Below are 18,792 nucleotides of genomic sequence, written 5' to 3'. Positions count from 1 at the left end.
CCGAAACATCCAGTGCTGAAGTAGGTTCATCACAAATCAGCAGGCGAGGTCGTGTCGCCAGTGCACGTGCGATGGAAATACGTTGTCTTTGTCCGCCGGAGAACTCATGGGGGTATTTCACTCCCGCCATTTTGCCCAAACCAACGTGCTCAAGCAGGTCTTCAACAATCTGCCTGGTTTCGGATTCATTGCGTGTCAATTTGTGGAAACGAATCGGCTCCGCAATGATGTCGAAAATTTTCATTCGAGGGTTCATCGACGTATATGGGTTCTGGAACACCATCTGCATCTGACGGCGCAAAGGACAGCGGCGTCGGGCTGACACCTGTTCAACAACAGTTCAAACGCGAAGATGGATTACAGCCTGGTACCAACCGTGGTATTCAGCCACCCACCAATCGGCACAATTGGCTTAACCGAGCCAGAAGCCATTGCGCAGTACGGCGAAGAAAACGTAAAAGTATACAAGTCGGGTTTTACCGCGATGTACACAGCAGTGACTAAGCACCGCCAGCCGTGTCAGATGAAGCTGATTTGCGCAGGTGAAGACGAGAAAGTGGTCGGCTTGCATGGTATCGGTTTTGCGGTAGACGAAATGATTCAGGGCTTCGGCGTCGCAATGAAGATGGGCGCGACTAAAGAAGACTTCGACAGCGTTGTAGCGATTCACCCAACGGGGTCAGAAGAATTCGTGACGATGAGATAAGTCACTTGGGATAGGTTTTATTACCCTCCCAAATTAACATTGAACAATGATTGACCGACTATGTGAATGCATAGCCGGTTTTTTATATGGGTATCTAAATGATACACAATATAAGTTTCCATTCATTGGTACGGAAAAAATATTTATTAATATAACGGTAAAACAATAAATAAAAGTCAGAGGTAGTGAAGAACTAATTAAAAAATCAGAGATCATCAAATCTAAATTTATATTATTTAAATAAAAAAAGATTAGATATTTAATACAAACCACTCATCTCAAATAGTTTATAAAACAATTTAAATTATTGAAATTAGTTATCAATAACTCTTAAATAACATTTAAATCAATAAAAAATATCATCTTTCCTTGCTAAAAACCTCTTTCATAAATGTAAAAAATGAAATTTACATCATTTATTTGGAATGCAAATCACTTAACATAACTCATTGTTTTTAATTGCAAAAATAGAAAATCACTCATTTTTAATAAAAAAATATTAACTATGAGACCTTGCACATATTTTTTTGTAGAGATATAAACTGGTCACAGAAAGGAATTTTTAATACTCAAGGGATAGAAAAATGAAAAAGATTAGTGTGGTTATCCCAACCTATAACCGCGAAGATTTATTGTCTTACACGCTTGATTCGTTAGTTTCACAAACGCTGGATAAAAATTTATTTGAAGTCATTGTTGTTGATGATGGCGGAAAAGATAATACAGAGAAAGTCATTAACAAATATCGTTCCGATCTTGATTTACAATATTTCTGGCAACCAGATAAAGGTTTTCGTGCGGGTAAAGCGCGTAATGTCGGCACAATGATCGCAGATGGACAATATATTGTTTATATCGATACGGGGGTTTTGCTTTCAAGTATTACTTTGGAAGAACATTTAAAAGCCCACGAAGCAGCAAAAACACCGATTACGATTGTTGGCTACGTATACGGATTTGATGTGGATGCAGAAGCATTAAAAGAGCTCGAACCTCACCTGAACAGCAAAGATGTCGACAAGACACTGATGCACTTAAAGCAAAGCGGTGCTTATGATATTCGCCAAGCTCAATACAAGATAATGGGCGAAGATCTGAGCAAATGGCCAGCACCATTTGATCTGTTCTGGACTTGCCATGTGTCAGCAGAAAGAGAAGAGTTGCTCAAAGCAGGCCTGTTCGATGAATCTTTCAATACTTGGGGTGGAGAAGACGTCGATTTGGGCATCCGACTGTTCCTTAACAAAAACGAATACGTCATGAACAAAGCGATTTGCTCGCTACACTGGCCACACCCTAAAGAAGTGTCTGATAGCGACGAACATTCAAACAGCGCCGCTCGCCGAATTCACGAAAAGTACAATATCTGGCAAACCAGCTTCTATAACATTGATCATCGCGAAGATGGTGTACCACTTAACCGCATCATCCAATTGCATCGCCCTCAGGAAATCCCGGCATTTAAGACATTCCAGTTTATGGACATGGGTTAACTTCGCCCCTCACCTACGCAATTCCAATATTAAGGTGCCAATAATAACCAGCCAGGACTGAGCTGTATTGGCACCTGATGAATATCTGTTTTTCGACGCTTACTGGCGCTCCCGCAATAAAGTCAGCAGCCATAAAGGATTAATGACATGACCTGTTTTTATGAAAATCTCTACCCCATGGATCCAAACTCAGAAACACCACAGGTATTACCTGAGTTTCAGTCTCACCTAACCGTAGGGGAGACATCCTCACTTATCGGTCGACCACATGTCGCCTTCACTTTTGTACGCGACGAAAGTTATGGCGCATCGCCTAACGAGACAGGACTTATTAATAGCGACGATTTTGTAGGCCGCATAACTATTGGTCAGCACAACCAAATCTATTCACAAAACGATGTAGCCTTTGAAAATACTCCTGTACGACTGACTCTGGTTAAAGCGAATCACCGCCCGGCTGGTCAAATCGACATTGGCAATCACGTGGTTCTTCAAGGCACCAATATCATCAGCTATGAAAAGGTCACCATTGAAGACCACGTCAGTTTTGGTCCACGAGTCACCATCATGGATTGCAGCGGTCATCCGGTTACTGGTCGAGGTGAAGCGAATGAAGTAGAACGCACTCCTACAGCGCCCGTCACGATTCGCTCCGGTGCATGGATTGGTATAGGTGCCACTATCCTGAAAGGCGTGACCATTGGTCGCAATGCCGTCGTGGGTGCCAACAGTGTGGTGTACAAAGACATTCCCGATAACGCCATCGCCCTCGGTAACCCAGCAGTGGTTGTAAAATACCTGGAGCAAGGAAGCGACGATGAAAACGCAAAAGCACTGGCTGCTGGCACTGCTTAGCCTTGCGCTACCTATCGCCTTTCAGACTGCTCTCTTCTCCAGCAAAAGCATGATTGATACCGTAATGCTTGGCAGCCTCAACCCGCTAGATATGGCTGCAATGGGGCTGGCAACCAAGGCTCACATGGTGCTGAGTTTTTGCATTATTGGCGTGGCAATCGGAGGTGGGCAGGTCGCCGTTCAATGTTATGGTGACAAGGTCAATGATAAATTTGTTCGTGTCTGCCTGATCATGCTGGCATTGGCAGCAGTTATTGCACTTGGCTGCGCTGGATTGGTATTCGTTGGCAGCAAAGCCATCATGGCATTTGGCAGCAGCGACTACGCCATCATTGAGCAAGGCAGCCTGTATCTTCAAATCATCGCACCCACTTTTGTACTATTTGCCATAACACTCTCTTTGGCTACCGTGCTCCGCACCATGTTCAAACCCATGGCTGCTACTGTGGTTAGCCTAATTGGGGTCGCACTGAATATTGCGCTGAACATCAGTTTTATTCCCAAATGGGGCATTACAGGTGTTGCTATCGGTACCTTGATTGCGGCTTGTGTCGAAACCTTATTGCTGATTGGTTTTGTGATTTACAAACGTTGGTTCTCGTTTAAGCAGATCAAACAGGTATGGGGAACAACCCGACTTAGTGATGCGACGGTAGTCATCCAGCTATCATCCGTAGCAGCACTGAACAGTGTTATCTGGTCGCTAGGTTTGTATGTTTTCCATTCATTGCTTGGTAAACAAAGCAGTGACGTACTGATCATTCTTGGCGCATTAGCACCGATAGAGTCCATCGCCGCAGCCCTTCTGATTGGGTTTGCCAGTGCCGCTTCCGTGGTCATTGGCAACCACTCTGGGCAAAGAGCAATGGACGATATCCGGTATCTACTGCCGCGTTATCTGAGTCTGAGCCTTATCTCGGGTTTGTTTCTCTCGTTACTGCTTTATTTGAGTCAGCCTCTGGTGATCGAATTTATCGCCAGTGACAACCCTGCGTTACAAGAAACGGCTCGTTTTGCTTATCAAATTTTGATTGCAGCAATGGCGTTAAAAGGCTTATCAATGATGTTTATGATCGGCATTTTGCGTGCAGGGGGAGATGCAAAATATTGCCTTGGAGTGGATGTATTTTGTCAGTGGGTGGTGTTGCTGCCTTTGACCTATTACTTCCTTACCACAGGAATTGAACCCGTTCAGATCTTACTACTGATGATCGTTGAAGAAGTGATTAAGATTGGCTTGTGTATACAGCGTTTGATGTCAGGTCGTTGGGTTAAAGTTCACTCGGATCGAGTGCAGGCTTAATAAAGCGTCCGATAAATCTGCTCCGCCCTGAAAATTCATAGGGCGGAGCAGATTGAGTTCGCTTAGGCGTTATCTAGGCGAATGTGACCATTGCACAGGTCATCACGCGTGATGCCTTTGCCGTCATTCAGGCTGTTGAAGTGACGAAGCAGCTCAGTCAGACCGTGAATAGATGCCAGCAAGTCACCTGTGTGAGCAGATTCAGACGCTGTATGCATGTTGCGGATTGGGTAACCCACAGTGATTGCTGCGCTGTCTACACCAGCGAGTACCGCTGCCATACCGTCTGTACCCATGTCACGACCACTGAAGTCTAGCTGGTACGGGATGTCTTTTTCTTTACACACTTTCTCAAGTGCTTGTACCAGGTACTCAGACACAACTGAACCGCGACCGATGGTGAAACCATCACCCATTTTCAGCGGGTTCATCTTCTTCGCACCGATACCCGGTGCCGCTTCGTAGTCGTGGTTTACGTCAGTAGCAATCAGCACGTCAGGCTTAAGCTCACCAACAACTGCTGTTGAACCGAAGCGACCGATCTCTTCATGCGTCGCGATAGTGTAAAGAACGCGAACGTTGTCCAGACCTTCTTTCGCCAGAATACGTGCGATTTCAGTTACAGAGAAACAGCCCAAGCCGTTATCCAGGTATGCACCGTAGAACGTATCTGGAGAAACGCCACGCTTGATGCGACGGTCCAGAAGAATTGGGTCACCTGCACGTAGACCTAGTGCTTCAACCTGCTTCTTGCGATCTTCACCGTGAGTGTGCAGTTCCAGGTAAATAGATTCAGGCTTGATACCTTGGTCGCCAGAACGCTGACCTGGAGTAGAGAAGTGGATAGCACCCAGTGCTTCAACCGTACAACCTTCAATCGTCTTGTATTGACCTGGTTGCTCTGGATCCTGACAGAATACTTTTACTTCGTGACCGATTAGCGTAGTCGGCAGGAAAGAATCTGTGTTGATCCACACTTTGCCATCGCTGTCGATCTTACGAACTTGCATGCGAATTTTATCAGCGTGACCGACAATCATAACGCTAACAAGATCATCACGTCCCGGATGCGAATCGAATACTAATCCTGCATTACCTTTGAACTGGTGAATGCCCCACTCCTTCGGCATGAAAGATTCGAACTCAGGTTTGATTACGCCGTAGCTCATTGCTGCTTCAAAACCGATTGGTGATGGAGAATCTAGAACGTCAGCCATAAATTCAAACTGGGAAGATGGCATAGGTGCTTGCCATGCGTTGGTGTTGTTATCAGAACTCATTGAAAAACTCGTCGAATGATTAGTGAATACTGGTAGCACCTGGCGTCCTGCCAGGTGATGCTCTGAAAAGAGTCAATTTCGAACTGGTCGAAGCTAACTCTCCAAGCTAAGAGCTTTCTACTATCTTATCAAGACTTGTTACGAATAATTACGATTCATCCGCCAAGTTTTAATGTATTTTGATTCAATTTGTTTCAATTATGTAGCAAATACCTCTACCAAGGGCTCGACTTGAGTTTCAATGCATAAAGGATGATATTCATCATGTAGTGTACAAGCGTGGCGGTGATGAAAGTGGCAATCCAGATGGTGGCATCCAGTCGATAAAACAACATCAGAAACAACAGACAGCCAATTACAGAGTCAGATTGGTCGAAGAAATTAAACAGCACACCTTTAACACCGCGAATATTACCGCCGGGCGGTACATCGCAACGACGTTTGATAAAGCTGTTGGGGAGCTCGAACAGCACATAACCCAACCCGCAGCTCGCGCCCAATAACAGAAGTTCAAGCTGGGAGAACTGATCATAGGGGATGACGGATAGCGCCAGTAAGTGATCAGATTGCGCTGTCCAAGCACCAATAAAGTAAAAGCTTAAAGCGGAAAACACCACCATCCCGACAAAGCCTTTCCAAGTCTTGTTCTTGCCAAACCACGCTTTGCCGTCTCGGTAAGTTCTGCCCCCATCCATGGGAATATGGATCGCTTTTAGTAACGGAAGTTTGAGAAAAACCATGTTCAAGAGCCCTGCCACTACGATTGGTAGCAGCAGGTACAATACAGAATTTAACGTCTCCAAGAAGTTCATGACGCAAGGTTTTCCAACTGGCTTTCGGACTGCTGCCCTTCTAACAAATCGATAAAACTCAGTAAGTTGGCCGTCAGTCGATCAATGAACTCCAGCTTGAACACATTGTTGGTCATCAGGTACGCATTAAACCGAGTCGCGAACAGATAAATCGCATTACCCAACAATACCTTATAGAAAGACCCTGACTCACATTTGTAACCTGTCAGTGCCTGTAATTCACCGCGGTAATACTCAATGTACTCTTGCAAAGACTGGTTGTCTGCAACCTGATCAATCACGCTAATGAGAAATTCAATTACGTCTCGTTGCGGGTTTTGAATACAGGCTAATTCCCAGTCGTACGCAACAAGCTGAGTTCCTGCTTCTGTATGCCGCAGGGCGAGATTTCGAATATTGAAATCGTTATGGCTTAGGCAAAGTGGAAATTCAGACATCGCTTTCAATAGCGTTGAATCTGAATCGATGAATGAGCTGACTCGGAAAACTATCGACTCTGGCACCAAATCAGGGTATCGCTGATGGTTGTATTCGGTAATTCGATTCAATAGCGTTTTGGATTCCAGCAATGAGTCGGCACAAAACTTATCTAAACAGCCGCTGATCACCAAAGGTTCCAACGCATCTAAGTTATCGAAGTAACTGGCGTGTATTTTCGCCAAACCACGTAATGCGGTTTTGATTTCCTTTTCCTGCCATAAGGTTGGCATGTTAATGGTGTCCAGATGAGAGCAATGGCTGAGATCTTCCATCAGCAAGGTATATAACTGGGATTTGTCATCTGCGTGACTACCATACACTTGCGGGCAAAGTGCCAGCAGTTCGGTGTCTCCGAGGGCATTAAGGTGGGAAAACAGGGCGATTTCTCTGCGATGCGCGTTATCAAAACCCAGTACTTTGGCTTGCGCCTGATACAGACCAGATAAGGTATCGTCGCCAGAGATATGCGCCAGTTGAGCGCCTAACAGTTTTATCTCGTCACTGTGTGGTTTGATCTTAGCGATAAACGTCTCGAAGCCCATTTTCTCGGCTGCCGAATTATCTACCGCTAACCGATGAATACCATAAACAGATTCCGTATTAGACACCAAAGTATTGATAACTCCATTATTGGTGTCCAGTTCTACCTTGCGCACTTCCTCCAGCCAGGCATAGTCTGGGTAAAGCACCTGATTAAAGTACTCGGCTGACAGGGTTTGTTCTGGTTTTGGTCGGTTTCGACCCAGTCGCTCATGCGCCTGCACAAATTCATTGGAAACAATGGCAGCACCCGTTGATAAATCGAGACACAAACACGTGGCTGCAATGATTTCCGCCAGACGCTTCACCTTGTCTTTTCCCGCACAGCCCATCAGTGACAAACACTCATTTTGAGTCGGCAACCCTGTTCCACCCCCAACCGTACCAATCACCAGAGAAGGCATGTACACGCTAATCACAATGGCGTCGCCGTCTTTTCGGGCTTTAAGAGTCCCTAGCGACGATTCATGAACACACGCAATATCTTGCCCTGTGGCGGTGAAAATCCCCGCTACAACATTGGCAAAGTTAAGGTTGGTGCTGACCATACCGGCGCAGGCTGCACCAATTTCTCCTTGATGCCAGCTTTCAACCAGTTGATCGGAAGTCACCCGCAAAATGCGTTTCAGCACGGAATCAGGAATACGACAGTGTGCAGTCACACTGACCCCGCGACCTCGCGTCAGGCTCAGAGCATTCACCTTTTTGTCACCCGCCATATTGCCTTCAATCAGGTACTGCTTTACTCCGATATGGGGAAGTTGCTTTAGTTGATCCATGATCCACTCACAGGCAATCCAGGTGGTGGCAGAAGTCATGTTTTGACCCGCCGCGTCAGCAGTTTCGTAGCAAAAACGCAGATGAAGGCTGTCGCCAAAAACTTGAGGTTCAATGCGAGTCAGCTTAGCCACCGACGATACGCTTTCTGCTTTTTCTGCAATGGCAGAATGATTCGCTTCGACCCATTTTTGCAGTGCCACCGCGGACGCCATGTCGTCACAAATGAATGCCGGTGCGCGCACCATATTTTGGGCAATCACGTGAACGTCTATTCCACCACCCAGTTCACACGCTTTGGCACCTCGGCAAATCGAGCTCACCAAGCATCCTTCTGTCGTGGCGATAGGAACGGGAACATACCCATTTATGTATTCACCATTGATTTTGACAGGTCCCGCCAGCCCGATAGGGACATGAACCGCACCAATGTAGTTTTCTATATTTCCGGCTAAGGTCTGTGGGTCAAGATGGCTTCGACTGACGTTGGAGAGCGAGGTTTCAGACACCTGCTCACACCAGTCCAGACGGCTTTGAATGGCGTCTTCTTTGTATTGTGCGTAGCCGGGAGCCGTTGGAAGTCGGCGTTTCATTTTTTCACTAGCTGGCATGTTCTAAGCTAAATCCTTTTAATAAACGAATGATCGAGTCCAGTTGGCTGTCTTTCAGCGTTGGCTGGCTCGGCAAGCGAATCAAATGTTGGGAGGCGTATTGAGCATTCGGGCAGTCGGCTTTGAACTCTTCAAACTGTGCCAGTACGGAGCAATCAAAAAACTCCTGCGGGTTGTTATCCACGTTATGCGCCAGCAGATACTCAGAAAGCCCCTGTTTATCCTCGCAATAAACCCCAAAATACGACCCGTTCGACATTCCGTGTTTGTCTTCATTGAGCAGTTTGATATCGGGGTGATAAGCCAGTTCGGCTTTGATTTTCGCTACATTTTTTCGACGTTCGCGTACGTTACTTTCAATTCTGGATAACTGACGATCCAGCATGTTCACCATAAAGGGTTTAAATTCCGCGCGCTGATCGGGTTCAAAATACCAAGCGGCATCGTTTTTTGATGGTGCAATCAGGTTTCTGAGCCAATGTCTGCCACGTCGGCTGAGCGCGTTCCCCCACCTCACTAGCGGCAACATGGTGAATTTGTAGATTTTTGGGTTGTAAATGGTGGTCAAAAGGCAACGAGAGAAGGTATCAATCATCGAATGACGAAATCCCGCTCCGTGCTTTGGCGGTTGGTAGTTCTCTGCGGTCTGACCGTTCAAAGCCAGCATTCCTCCACCGAAGCAATTGACGATTTTGGCTACCCCAAAGCTAAATAATGCTCCTGAACCAAATTGCCCCATATGGGTGTCGCCAATGTAGCTACCCACCGCATGGGCGCAGTCTTCAAAAATGTCCAGCCCATTCTGTTCGGCGATAGCACAGATTTCTGGCATGTTGGTCGGGTTGCCAAACATATGCGTGGCAATAATAAGCTTGGTATTAGGCGTCACCTTTCTCGCGACATCTTCCGGGTCAATACATAATGTGTCGGGCTCGATATCCACAAAAACAGGCGTTAATCCTGCCTGTACAACTAGACGAACCACCACATAATAGTTGTAGGCGGAAATCAGCACCTCACTACCCAATGGGTAATCTTTCAGATCCAGAAAATACCAGAGCGCATGCCGACCCGTTGGCGTGCCCAGAGTTTTGGCGTGGGGCATCAGGGGTTCAGTCACAGCGTTAATATCACGATCGCGGTACAGCCCCGGAACAAAGCGCGAAGCAAAATACGGCCAATAATCCGAATACTTCATGCCGACAGAATGACGGGGAATCATCATAATCAGTTCCTCATCAGTTTCCGAAGTGGTAATGGCGCATAAAGTCGAACGCCTGAATTTCCGTCTCGACCCGGTGGACCAGATCGGGCGACCAGTTCACTTTGTTGCGTGACTGATTTGGGCTGGAATACACACTTTCCCGACATTTCGTGATGATGTGCGGGTCTTTTTCCAGCTCCAGATAATCCAGTAACGTCCCGACTGTATTATCAAAATCATCTATCAAATCTTCATGGCGAAGAGTCACGACCCGGTTTTCCGGCAATCGGCTGATGATCTCTTTGTTGTAGCGGCACAGTTCGAGATATTTGTCCGTGGTGTATTCCAAAGATCGTCCCATGCGACGCGACCAGGTCGCGATGTTGTCGAACGGGTTTCGGGTGATATGAATGAATTTCACCATCGGCTTGTCTTGCCCGAGCAAGGTTTCAATCAGCTCTGGATTTTCACCCAACTTCAATGTGGTGCGTTTGCCTTCCTGATCGGCCACTGCCACCAGATTGCGATGTCTCCCCTGCCAGCCAGTATCAATATCGTAGGCATACCCCGTCAGCATTCGGCTGTTTTGAGCAAAGCGCTCGGAGTTGCGCTTGATTAGATAACCGAGCTTTTTCATGTCCGGCTTTTTGCCCACGCACGCCAGAGCGTCAAGGCGGTGCGCCACCAGCATATCGGGATGAGCATCCAGTATGGAGCCGTAGATACTGTGACCACTGCGTGGATAACCAATAAAAAGCGCGCAGGTTTTCAATTGCTCAAATTCTGTCGCGATACGCTCTTTCTGAAGAGAGAAGCGCGTTTGATCGACAAAACGTTGCCAGCGCACACTAAACCAAAGCCAGACATCATTATCTAAATCTGTTTTCGCCGTCATGCCAGCGCCTCCTCACAGCGTTCTTTGAGTGCTTGATTCATCTCATTAAACCCTAGCTCTGTGTGCTTCCAGCGAAGGAGCAGATGAGCAAAAAGCAACGCCCCTTTGAACACTTCGTTATGCACAAAGCGAGTGCGGTTTTCATCGATTTTTTCTAAGCGAAAGATATGGTGACCATCGAGCAACTTGGGGTAATGGAACTGACCTAGCCAGCTAAATTCTGTTCCTTCATCCACTGAAATCATTTTTGGGAAGAAGGTGCGTGCAACAGACGAACTTGGATGCGCCGTCACTGTGAGGGTTTCTCCCGGGTTCAGTGGCCCTTCAACCTGAGTTAAGAATGGGTTCCACTCGGGGTATTTTTCGAAATCAGTCAGCACATTCCAGATGTGCTCAATGTTCGAATCAATGGTAATTTCCGTTTCCAAAACTTTCATGGCAAATCCTTTTTCCAGGTCAATCAGACGTGACTTTTCTGATTACCAGGGTTTTAAACTGAGCCTTTGAGACAGATCTGAGCGAATCAGATTGAGTGGGTCTATGTGTTTGACGATACGTTGCCAACTTTCCAGTTCTGACGCTGAAGCGTGGTAATGCTCAGCACTTAAGCAGGCATCTTTCGCGAGATAGAAACGAGGATTAAGCGGTGCAATTTCATTGGCGAACGCACAAAGAAAGTCACGCGACAAACTGTTGTCCTGCACCTGAAAATTGATTGCCCACCCCGGAGCGGTGAATGCCAGCATGCCCGGTGAAGAAAAGTCGCCCATTCGCTTAATCACCAAATGAGTCAGAGGCAAACGGGCTTTTTCCGCCATCGCCAGCATGACGTCTAGAGAGTGCGAAAAATGTTCATCACTGAGATGGTAGTGAAATTCAATCACACCACTTTTCGGCAAGAACCGATTCGCCTGCTTCACCATTTGGTGAGGGCCGCCATAGTTGTAGGCAAACACATGTTTGGTGTTTTGCTTGGCTCTATGCCGTTGTTTTGCCAGTTGGTTGGCGAATTGCAGTGTGCCATCACGGACGATAGGCAGATGCGGCAACCACGCCCAGTCTTTCGCTTTATCGGGAAATGGACGCTTCTCTTCCGCGTAGTCTGCACTCACATACCAGCCATTGATGGGCTGTTTGGCAACGTAAAGACAGGCGTAGTGAAAAGCGGGGTCTTCGCGGAGTAGAGCCAGCATTTCCTCAAAGCTGAAAAATGGGGTTTTGCTTTCAATCACGCTAGTAAAATCAAGCGGCTGGATCCTGAGTTCCACCTCCAGAATCATCCCCGTTAATCCCATCCCACCAATAGTGGCAGAGAAAAGATCGGCATTTTCTTCGGCGCTGCATACCAACACATCTCCACTCGGGACTTTTAATTTGATGGCTTTCACATGCCGACCAAAGCTTCCCACTCGATGATGGTTTTTGCCGTGAATGTCGCTCGCGGTAGCACCACCCACCGTTGCCCATTGAGTGCCGCCATAAACAGAGAACTGGTATCCATTGGGGATCAGCGAGCGATGCAGTTCCCCCATTTCGATATTGGCAGACACCCGGCACGTCATGTTTTCGGAATCGATTACAATCACAGGCTCCAGAGTTTGTACCACCGTCTGACCATCAGTCAGGAAAGAGGCATCACCAAAGCTGCAACCACCCCCTCTGGCAATAAAGGGTTGGGTCAGATCCGTTTTTTCTGGTTCACAAATACGAGTTTGGGTGGCGCAGGTATGTGTCCAGCTTGCGATAGGCTCTAACACACTCACTGCAGCAATCTCCACGCACGGTGCCAACGCTGAACCAAAGTTAGGTAGATAAGCGCACAGCTCACCACTAATCCCCACACCAAGATGCTATAACCGGCGATCAGAAAATCGGGGAATAGCCCATACGCGAGCAAGATTGCGGTGAACAGAATGAAGCGCTCTGTGCGCTCCATTAAGTCTGGCCAGGACGTGTTACTGACAGACACCTCCATCGCAGCACGAGATTTGGCGTAGCTCACCAGCAACGAACCAATGACATAGGCGAAACACAGTGGCCAGAGCCCGCTCACCCATGCGATAGCAAATACCGTCACAGCATCCACAATGCGGTCACACATAGCATCGAAGTAGGCACCAAAGCGACTGCACGTATTGGAAGCTCGGGCAACTGCGCCATCCAGCAGATCCAGATAGCCAATTCCGGCAACCGCATAGGCAAACCAGAGAAAGTTCTCGGTCACCATCAACATGGCGCTGGCAGCAATAGCCAGCAGCAATGCAAGTAAGGTGACGGTATTGGCATTGAACCCGCATTTGAGTGTCAGCCTCGCGCTCCAATGGATTGGGGCTTTAAATGTCGCACTGAAGAATTGTTTGTAGCTGGTGATCATCATTACTTCCTCTGACCCCGCTTAACAGGTTTCCAGCTCTTTCACGGCTTGTTCTGCTTCAGAATGCGCGTGGAAGAAAGCTTCAACCTGATCGTGAGCTTGAGGATCAGGAATCTGAACCGGCGGACTCTTCATAAAGTAAGCGCTGACCGACTCTATAGGACCACCCAGCCCACGTTGTACGGCAAGACCTGCGCTGCGAATCGCATCAACAACCACACCGGCACTGTTTGGTGAATCCTGCACGGATAAACGCAGTTCCAGTTCTAGCGGCTGACCGCCAAACCCTTCTCCTTCCATGCGGATAAAGCACAGTTTGTTGTCTTCCTGCCAAGGCACGTAATCAGATGGACCAATGTGAATATCACGCGCATCCAGCGGAGTGTCTAGCTGAGAGTTTACAGACTGAGTTTTAGAGATTTTTTTAGACTTCAAACGCTCATGCGCCAGCATATTGAGGAAGTCCGTGTTCCCACCTGTATTCAGTTGGTAGGTACGTTTCAGTGACACACCACGATTATCAAAAAGCTTTGTCAGTGCGCGGTGCACAATGGTGGCACCCACCTGACTCTTAATATCATCACCAACAATGGGCACCCCTGCCTGACGGAATCGCTCTGCCCATTCGGGGTTAGATGCAATGAATACCGGAACGCAGTTCACCATGGCGACCTTGGCAGCCAGACACGCTTCAGCAAAATGCTTCACCGCTTTTTCTGAGCCCACTGGTAAGTAGCACACTAAGACTTCTGCTTTGCTTTCACGAAGCACCTGTATAACATCAACTGCTTCCTGATCCGCAACCTGAAACGCATTATCCTGAGGGTATTCCTGCATGTGGCTGCTGTAGCCATCCAGAACCGGAGCCATCTGAACAATGACATCAGAAGCCGGTACGTCAGGGGCAAATACCTGTGTGCAGTTAGGCTTGGCAAAAATGGCTTTATGCAGAGGTTGGTTGACCTTCCTAGCATCGATATCAAATGCAGCAACCACATCAATATCAGAGCAGCGCCATGGCCCTATCTTGTCTTGCATCAGACCATTAGCAACGTTTTGGTTCTCTGGTTTTCCATAGTGATGAATGCCCTGAATCAAAGAGCTTGCACAGTTACCCACTCCAGCAATGGCGACTTTTATCTTTCCCATTAATCATCCTTAAACATCAATAAACATCCGTATAAACAGAAATCACCCGATAAGCTTCATTTATCAAAATCAATGACAAATAAATCACCAGGAGATTTATAAACAACTGTTTTATAGATAATTTTGTTACTTAACCAACGTGAAACAAAATATTAATATGATGAAAATTCACTGTAAACATGCTGAAATTAGCCAACATTCACTAACAAATTAATCACAAAACAGGGAATACTATTGATAAATCAAACAAGACCAATAAAAAAACAAGTTTTCTTTGTGGGGAATATTATCCTTGCCAGCGCAGCGGTTGAATTCTCTATGCTATCGGCAATTACCGCACGAGGGACGGCAGAGGAGTTCGGTAAGTTTTTGTTTGGTATGACTTTTATTCAGCTTTTTTCCAGTATGCTGACTTTGGGTATTCCCCCCCTTTTAGTCAGAATGAGCCAAACGCTCAACGGTAAAAAATGGACACAGGAAATGAGCAAGCTGTTTTTGATTGTTGCAGCGGTTACTGCTGTTTTTTGCATCTTGTGCATCCAGTTTTCAGCAGATTTGGCCAGTTGGCTAAATCGTGATTATCTGACCAAAGTCATGATTTGCGTCGCAGCTTGCATTGCAAGCACGACATTTCTGTTTCTTTGGTGCGGGCTTTTACAGGGCAGAAACCGCCCTGTTTTTGCGAGTTTGCTTCAATTTTTTGCCATTCCGGTCGTAATGGGTGTTTTGCTTCTGTTCGAGAAGAAAGAAATATTCAGCCACACTTTGCTTATTGAGCATTATTTAACAAGTTGTGTCACAGTCATGCTCTTCGCATTCATGGTTTGGCTGACTTCCCATCCTGTACCTGTGAAGCAATCACCACCTCAGGATCCAAGCCACAGAAGCTGGACAACATTTGCCTTGAACGCGCTAATGCAACAATGGTTAATGTGGGGCGGGTTACTGCTTGCTGGACCTTTCTTAAACGATACCGAATTCGCTCTGCTTTCACTCGCACAGAAGCTGTCGATAGTGTTGGCTATTTTGCTGTTTGCAATGAACTATGTCATCGCTCCTAAGCTGGCAGCCGCATACCTGAGCGATCAAACCAATGAACTAAGAAGTCTGACTGGGCTGTCAGTGCGAGTTTTACGCCAGTGGTTAGCGCCTTACTCCACTTTTATATGCATAGTGGGTACCACCGCTTTCTTTGTGCTTGGCGAGCCTTACACATCCGCTATGCCTTTCTTCTTTATATTAATTCTGGGTCAACTGTTTAATGTATGGTCTGGCTCTGTAGGAATCATCCTGATGATGACTCACAACGAAAAAAGCTTCAGTTGGGTGCTCATCCAGAGCTGCCTTCTCAACGCGATGATAGTGATCACGCTGAGCTGGCAGCTCGGAATATACGGCGCGGCGATTGGCTGTGCGCTTTCACTCATCATTCAAAACGGACTGGCAATGAGAGCCGTCCGACAACGCTTAGGATATCGACTTTTACAAAGGGATTTTGCATGAACACAACAGGGAAAATTAACCTGACCAGACCGCATCAGTTTTTTGCGCTCGGATTTGGTTTAGGATTGTCGCCAAAACTGCCGGGAACCGTAGGGGCATTGGCGGCATTGCCTTTTATTTATGCGGCAAGCCAAATGAGCCTGATCGGGCAAATTATATTGGGGCTGTTCATCTGTATCTACGGTGTACTCTGCTGTGACAGAACAGCCAAAGAGATAGGTCAGAAAGACCCGCAAGTGATTGTTTGGGATGAAGTGGCAGGGTTCTATATTGCGATGATCGCGTTTCCATTTCAGTGGAGCTATTTACTGGCGGCTTTTTTCCTGTTCCGCGCATTCGACATTCTAAAACCTTACCCAATTAGCTGGGCAGATAAAAAGCTCAAAGGCGGGCTAGGGATCATGATGGATGATATTCTGGCGGGTATTGCAGCCTGGTTGTGCGTACTGGGATTCAGCACGTTAGGTATTCTGTAGACTGAACCCTGGTTTTAACGCATTAAAAAGCCCCGCAGAAGCAGGGCTTGTAACTAGATTCGTAAGCGAGGCAACGTTTTAGATTGCACCACGTGATGCGCGTTTACGATCGCTTTCTGACAGGAACTTCTTACGGATACGAATGCTCTCTGGTGTTACTTCTACTAGTTCATCATCGTCGATGAACTCAAGTGCTTGCTCAAGAGTCATGATGATTGGCGGCGTAAGAACCTGCGCATCATCGGTACCAGAAGCACGAACGTTGGTCAGCTGCTTACCTTTCAGTGGGTTTACTGTCAGGTCGTTATCGCGGCTGTGGATACCAATGACCATACCTTCGTACACTTCAACACCGTGACCGATGAACATACGACCACGCTCCTGAAGGTTAAACAGGGCGTTAGTCAGTGCTTTACCTGCACCGTTTGAAATCAGTACGCCGTTAACACGCTGACCGATTTCGCCACCTTTGTGCGGACCGTAGTGATCGAACGTGTGGTACATCAGACCCGAACCAGAAGTCAGCGTCATGAATTCTGTCTGGAAACCAATCAGACCACGAGAAGGCATCATGAAGTCCATACGTATGCGACCTTTGCCATCTGGAGACATGTCTGTCAGCTCACCTTTACGCAGACCAATGTTTTCCATAATGCTGCCCTGGTTCTCTTCCAGTACATCAATGGTTACAGTCTCGAACGGCTCTAGCTTCTGACCATCTTCTTCTTTGATGATTACTTCAGGGCGAGATACCGCCAGCTCGAAGCCTTCACGGCGCATGTTTTCAATCAGGATAGACAGGTGAAGTTCACCACGACCCGATACACGGAACTTGTCTGGGTTGTCGGTTTGTTCAACGCGCAGTGCTACGTTGTGAACCAGTTCTTTCTCCAGGCGCTCAAGGATGTTACGTGAAGTCACGAACTTACCTTCTTTACCCGCAAACGGAGAAGTGTTCACCTGGAACGTCATGGTTACCGTTGGCTCGTCAACAGACAGAGCTGGTAGCGCTTCCACTTCATTCTGAGCACAGATGGTGTCTGAAATCTTCAGTTCACCCAGACCAGTGATAGCAATGATGTCACCCGCTGTTGCTTGCTCCACTTCGTGGCGCTCAAGACCAAGGTAACCCAGAACCGTACCCACTTTGCCGTTGCGCGTTTTACCGTCTGAGCCGATAACCGTGATTTGCTGATTTGGTTTCACCGTACCGCGAGTCACACGACCTACGCCGATAACACCTACGTAAGAGCTGTAATCTAGCTGAGAGATCTGCATTTGCAGCGGACCGTCTTGGTCAACCTGTGGCGCTTCTACGTTGTCAACGATGGCTTGGAATAGTGGTTCCATGCTGTCGCCAGTTTCGCCTTCTTCCAGAGATGCCCAGCCGTTTAGCGCTGATGCGTAAACCACTTGAAAGTCTAGTTGCTCATCGGTCGCACCCAGGTTGTCGAACAGGTCAAATACCTGATCCATTACCCAGTCAGGGCGTGCACCCGGGCGGTCGATTTTGTTGATAACCACAATTGGCTTCAAGCCATGTGCGAATGCTTTTTGCGTTACGAAACGCGTTTGAGGCATAGGACCATCAACCGCATCAACGATAAGCAGAACCGAATCTACCATCGACATAATACGCTCTACTTCACCACCGAAGTCGGCGTGTCCCGGAGTATCTACGATGTTGATGTGGTAGTCATTCCAGTTGATCGCGGTGTTTTTCGCCAGGATGGTGATGCCACGTTCTTTCTCGATGTCGTTCGAGTCCATGACTCGCTCTTCCGCTTCGCCGCGTGACTCAAGGGTGCCTGATTGCTGTAGCAGTTTATCAACCAGAGTCGTTTTACCGTGGTCAACGTGCGCGATGATCGCGATGTTTCTCAATTTTTCAATCTGTGGGGTAGCCATGGATCTAGATTCACTTATAAAAGAAGCCGCCTCCCTCATCTTAGATACCGCAATGAAGAATAGCCGCTTACTTGATTAAAAAAACGGTCAATAATGTACCAGATTTTAGAAAAAAGCCTAGGAATATGTGATCTCAAACGGCGAAAAGTAATCATAGATGTAACAAATGGCTCGGCAAATGCCAATAACTGGTCTACAACTTGATTTGCGCACCGTAAAAAGTCGATTGACAAACCCACAAATTGATTGCTGAAATAAGCGTTGCATCATCATTTAGCACTTCAAATAAGTTTTGCACCAACTTAGTGCATTCAAAGATCATTATGGTGCAAAACGGTATTACTCATCAGTAATATTTGAGCTAAATGCATGATATTAAAGGATTCAAATTATTGGCACAGTTTTAGCTTTCACAAAACTGTCATC

The 18,792-nt window shown here is 47.0% G+C and carries 15 protein-coding genes and 2 pseudogenes; 6 read left to right on the top strand and 11 right to left on the bottom strand.

Going from position 1 to position 18,792, the window contains the following annotated elements; translation table 11 throughout:
• A pseudogene (locus RH89_RS29315) lies at positions 1-322 on the bottom strand (ATP-binding cassette domain-containing protein); the annotation flags it as partial.
• A gap of 3 nt (positions 323-325) precedes the next feature.
• On the opposite strand from RH89_RS29315, the pseudogene RH89_RS19445 reads away from it, so the two are divergent.
• The 4 genes and pseudogenes from RH89_RS19445 to RH89_RS19430 all read left to right on the top strand — a co-directional run.
• Positions 326-706 (top strand): annotated as a pseudogene (locus tag RH89_RS19445) (glutathione-disulfide reductase); the annotation flags it as partial.
• Positions 707-1,290: 584 nt separating this feature from the next.
• Positions 1,291-2,199: a glycosyltransferase gene (locus tag RH89_RS19440; protein ID WP_004405654.1), complete on the top strand. Its 909-nt coding sequence runs from the start codon at positions 1,291-1,293 to the stop codon at positions 2,197-2,199.
• Positions 2,200-2,346: 147 nt separating this feature from the next.
• Positions 2,347-3,054 carry an acyltransferase gene (locus tag RH89_RS30550; RefSeq protein WP_004405653.1) on the top strand — a complete coding sequence of 236 codons (708 nt, stop codon included), beginning with the start codon at positions 2,347-2,349 and terminating at the stop codon, positions 3,052-3,054.
• The gene (locus tag RH89_RS19430; protein ID WP_004405651.1) at positions 3,017-4,357 is read left to right on the top strand and encodes an MATE family efflux transporter; all 1,341 of its coding nucleotides are present in this window, start codon (positions 3,017-3,019) and stop codon (positions 4,355-4,357) included. Before RH89_RS30550 ends, RH89_RS19430 begins: the two co-directional genes overlap by 38 nt.
• Before the next feature lie 62 nt (positions 4,358-4,419).
• On the opposite strand, the gene RH89_RS19425 is transcribed toward RH89_RS19430, so the two are convergent.
• The 9 genes from RH89_RS19425 to RH89_RS19385 form a co-directional block, all read right to left on the bottom strand.
• Positions 4,420-5,637, bottom strand: a complete 1,218-nt coding sequence (locus RH89_RS19425; protein WP_004405650.1) for a M20/M25/M40 family metallo-hydrolase — start codon at positions 5,635-5,637, stop codon at positions 4,420-4,422.
• A 215-nt stretch (positions 5,638-5,852) separates the two neighbouring features.
• Entirely contained in the window at positions 5,853-6,449 is a 597-nt protein-coding gene (locus RH89_RS19420; protein ID WP_004405649.1) for a CDP-archaeol synthase, read from the bottom strand.
• Positions 6,446-8,857, bottom strand: a complete 2,412-nt coding sequence (locus RH89_RS28845) for a phosphotransferase (RefSeq protein ID WP_004405648.1) — start codon at positions 8,855-8,857, stop codon at positions 6,446-6,448. The genes RH89_RS19420 and RH89_RS28845 overlap by 4 nt, the downstream gene beginning before the upstream one ends.
• Positions 8,847-10,082 (bottom strand): DegT/DnrJ/EryC1/StrS family aminotransferase, encoded by a 1,236-nt coding sequence (locus tag RH89_RS28840; RefSeq protein WP_004405647.1) that lies wholly within the window; start codon positions 10,080-10,082, stop codon positions 8,847-8,849. The genes RH89_RS28845 and RH89_RS28840 overlap by 11 nt, the downstream gene beginning before the upstream one ends.
• Positions 10,083-10,095: 13 nt before the next feature.
• Positions 10,096-10,956: a sulfotransferase gene (locus RH89_RS19405; protein WP_004405645.1), complete on the bottom strand. Its 861-nt coding sequence runs from the start codon at positions 10,954-10,956 to the stop codon at positions 10,096-10,098.
• A complete protein-coding gene (locus RH89_RS19400) occupies positions 10,953-11,393 on the bottom strand; it encodes an SRPBCC domain-containing protein (RefSeq protein WP_004405644.1) in 441 nt (146 codons plus the stop codon). The genes RH89_RS19405 and RH89_RS19400 overlap by 4 nt, the downstream gene beginning before the upstream one ends.
• 42 nt (positions 11,394-11,435) lie before the next feature.
• On the bottom strand, positions 11,436-12,719 hold the full coding sequence (locus RH89_RS19395; RefSeq protein WP_004405643.1) for an FAD-binding oxidoreductase: 1,284 nt from the start codon (positions 12,717-12,719) through the stop codon (positions 11,436-11,438).
• Positions 12,716-13,333, bottom strand: a complete 618-nt coding sequence (locus RH89_RS28835; protein WP_080564043.1) for a CDP-alcohol phosphatidyltransferase family protein — start codon at positions 13,331-13,333, stop codon at positions 12,716-12,718. Before RH89_RS28835 ends, RH89_RS19395 begins: the two co-directional genes overlap by 4 nt.
• A gap of 18 nt (positions 13,334-13,351) precedes the next feature.
• Positions 13,352-14,479 (bottom strand): inositol-3-phosphate synthase, encoded by a 1,128-nt coding sequence (locus RH89_RS19385; protein WP_004405637.1) that lies wholly within the window; start codon positions 14,477-14,479, stop codon positions 13,352-13,354.
• Between the two features lie 276 nt (positions 14,480-14,755).
• Here RH89_RS19385 and RH89_RS19380 point away from each other — a divergent pair, with 276 nt between their 5' ends.
• The gene (locus tag RH89_RS19380; protein ID WP_139063321.1) at positions 14,756-15,982 is read left to right on the top strand and encodes a lipopolysaccharide biosynthesis protein; all 1,227 of its coding nucleotides are present in this window, start codon (positions 14,756-14,758) and stop codon (positions 15,980-15,982) included.
• Positions 15,979-16,458 (top strand): phosphatidylglycerophosphatase A family protein, encoded by a 480-nt coding sequence (locus RH89_RS19375; RefSeq protein ID WP_004405635.1) that lies wholly within the window; start codon positions 15,979-15,981, stop codon positions 16,456-16,458. The genes RH89_RS19380 and RH89_RS19375 overlap by 4 nt, the downstream gene beginning before the upstream one ends.
• A gap of 78 nt (positions 16,459-16,536) precedes the next feature.
• On the opposite strand, the gene typA is transcribed toward RH89_RS19375, so the two are convergent.
• Positions 16,537-18,366 carry a translational GTPase TypA gene (typA, locus tag RH89_RS19370; protein WP_004405633.1) on the bottom strand — a complete coding sequence of 610 codons (1,830 nt, stop codon included), beginning with the start codon at positions 18,364-18,366 and terminating at the stop codon, positions 16,537-16,539.
• Positions 18,367-18,792: the final 426 nt, after the last annotated feature.

This window comes from Vibrio nigripulchritudo ATCC 27043 (genome assembly GCF_000222685.1).
Lineage (GTDB): Bacteria > Pseudomonadota > Gammaproteobacteria > Enterobacterales > Vibrionaceae > Vibrio > Vibrio nigripulchritudo.
This window is presented reverse-complemented; position numbering and strand designations above follow the sequence as displayed.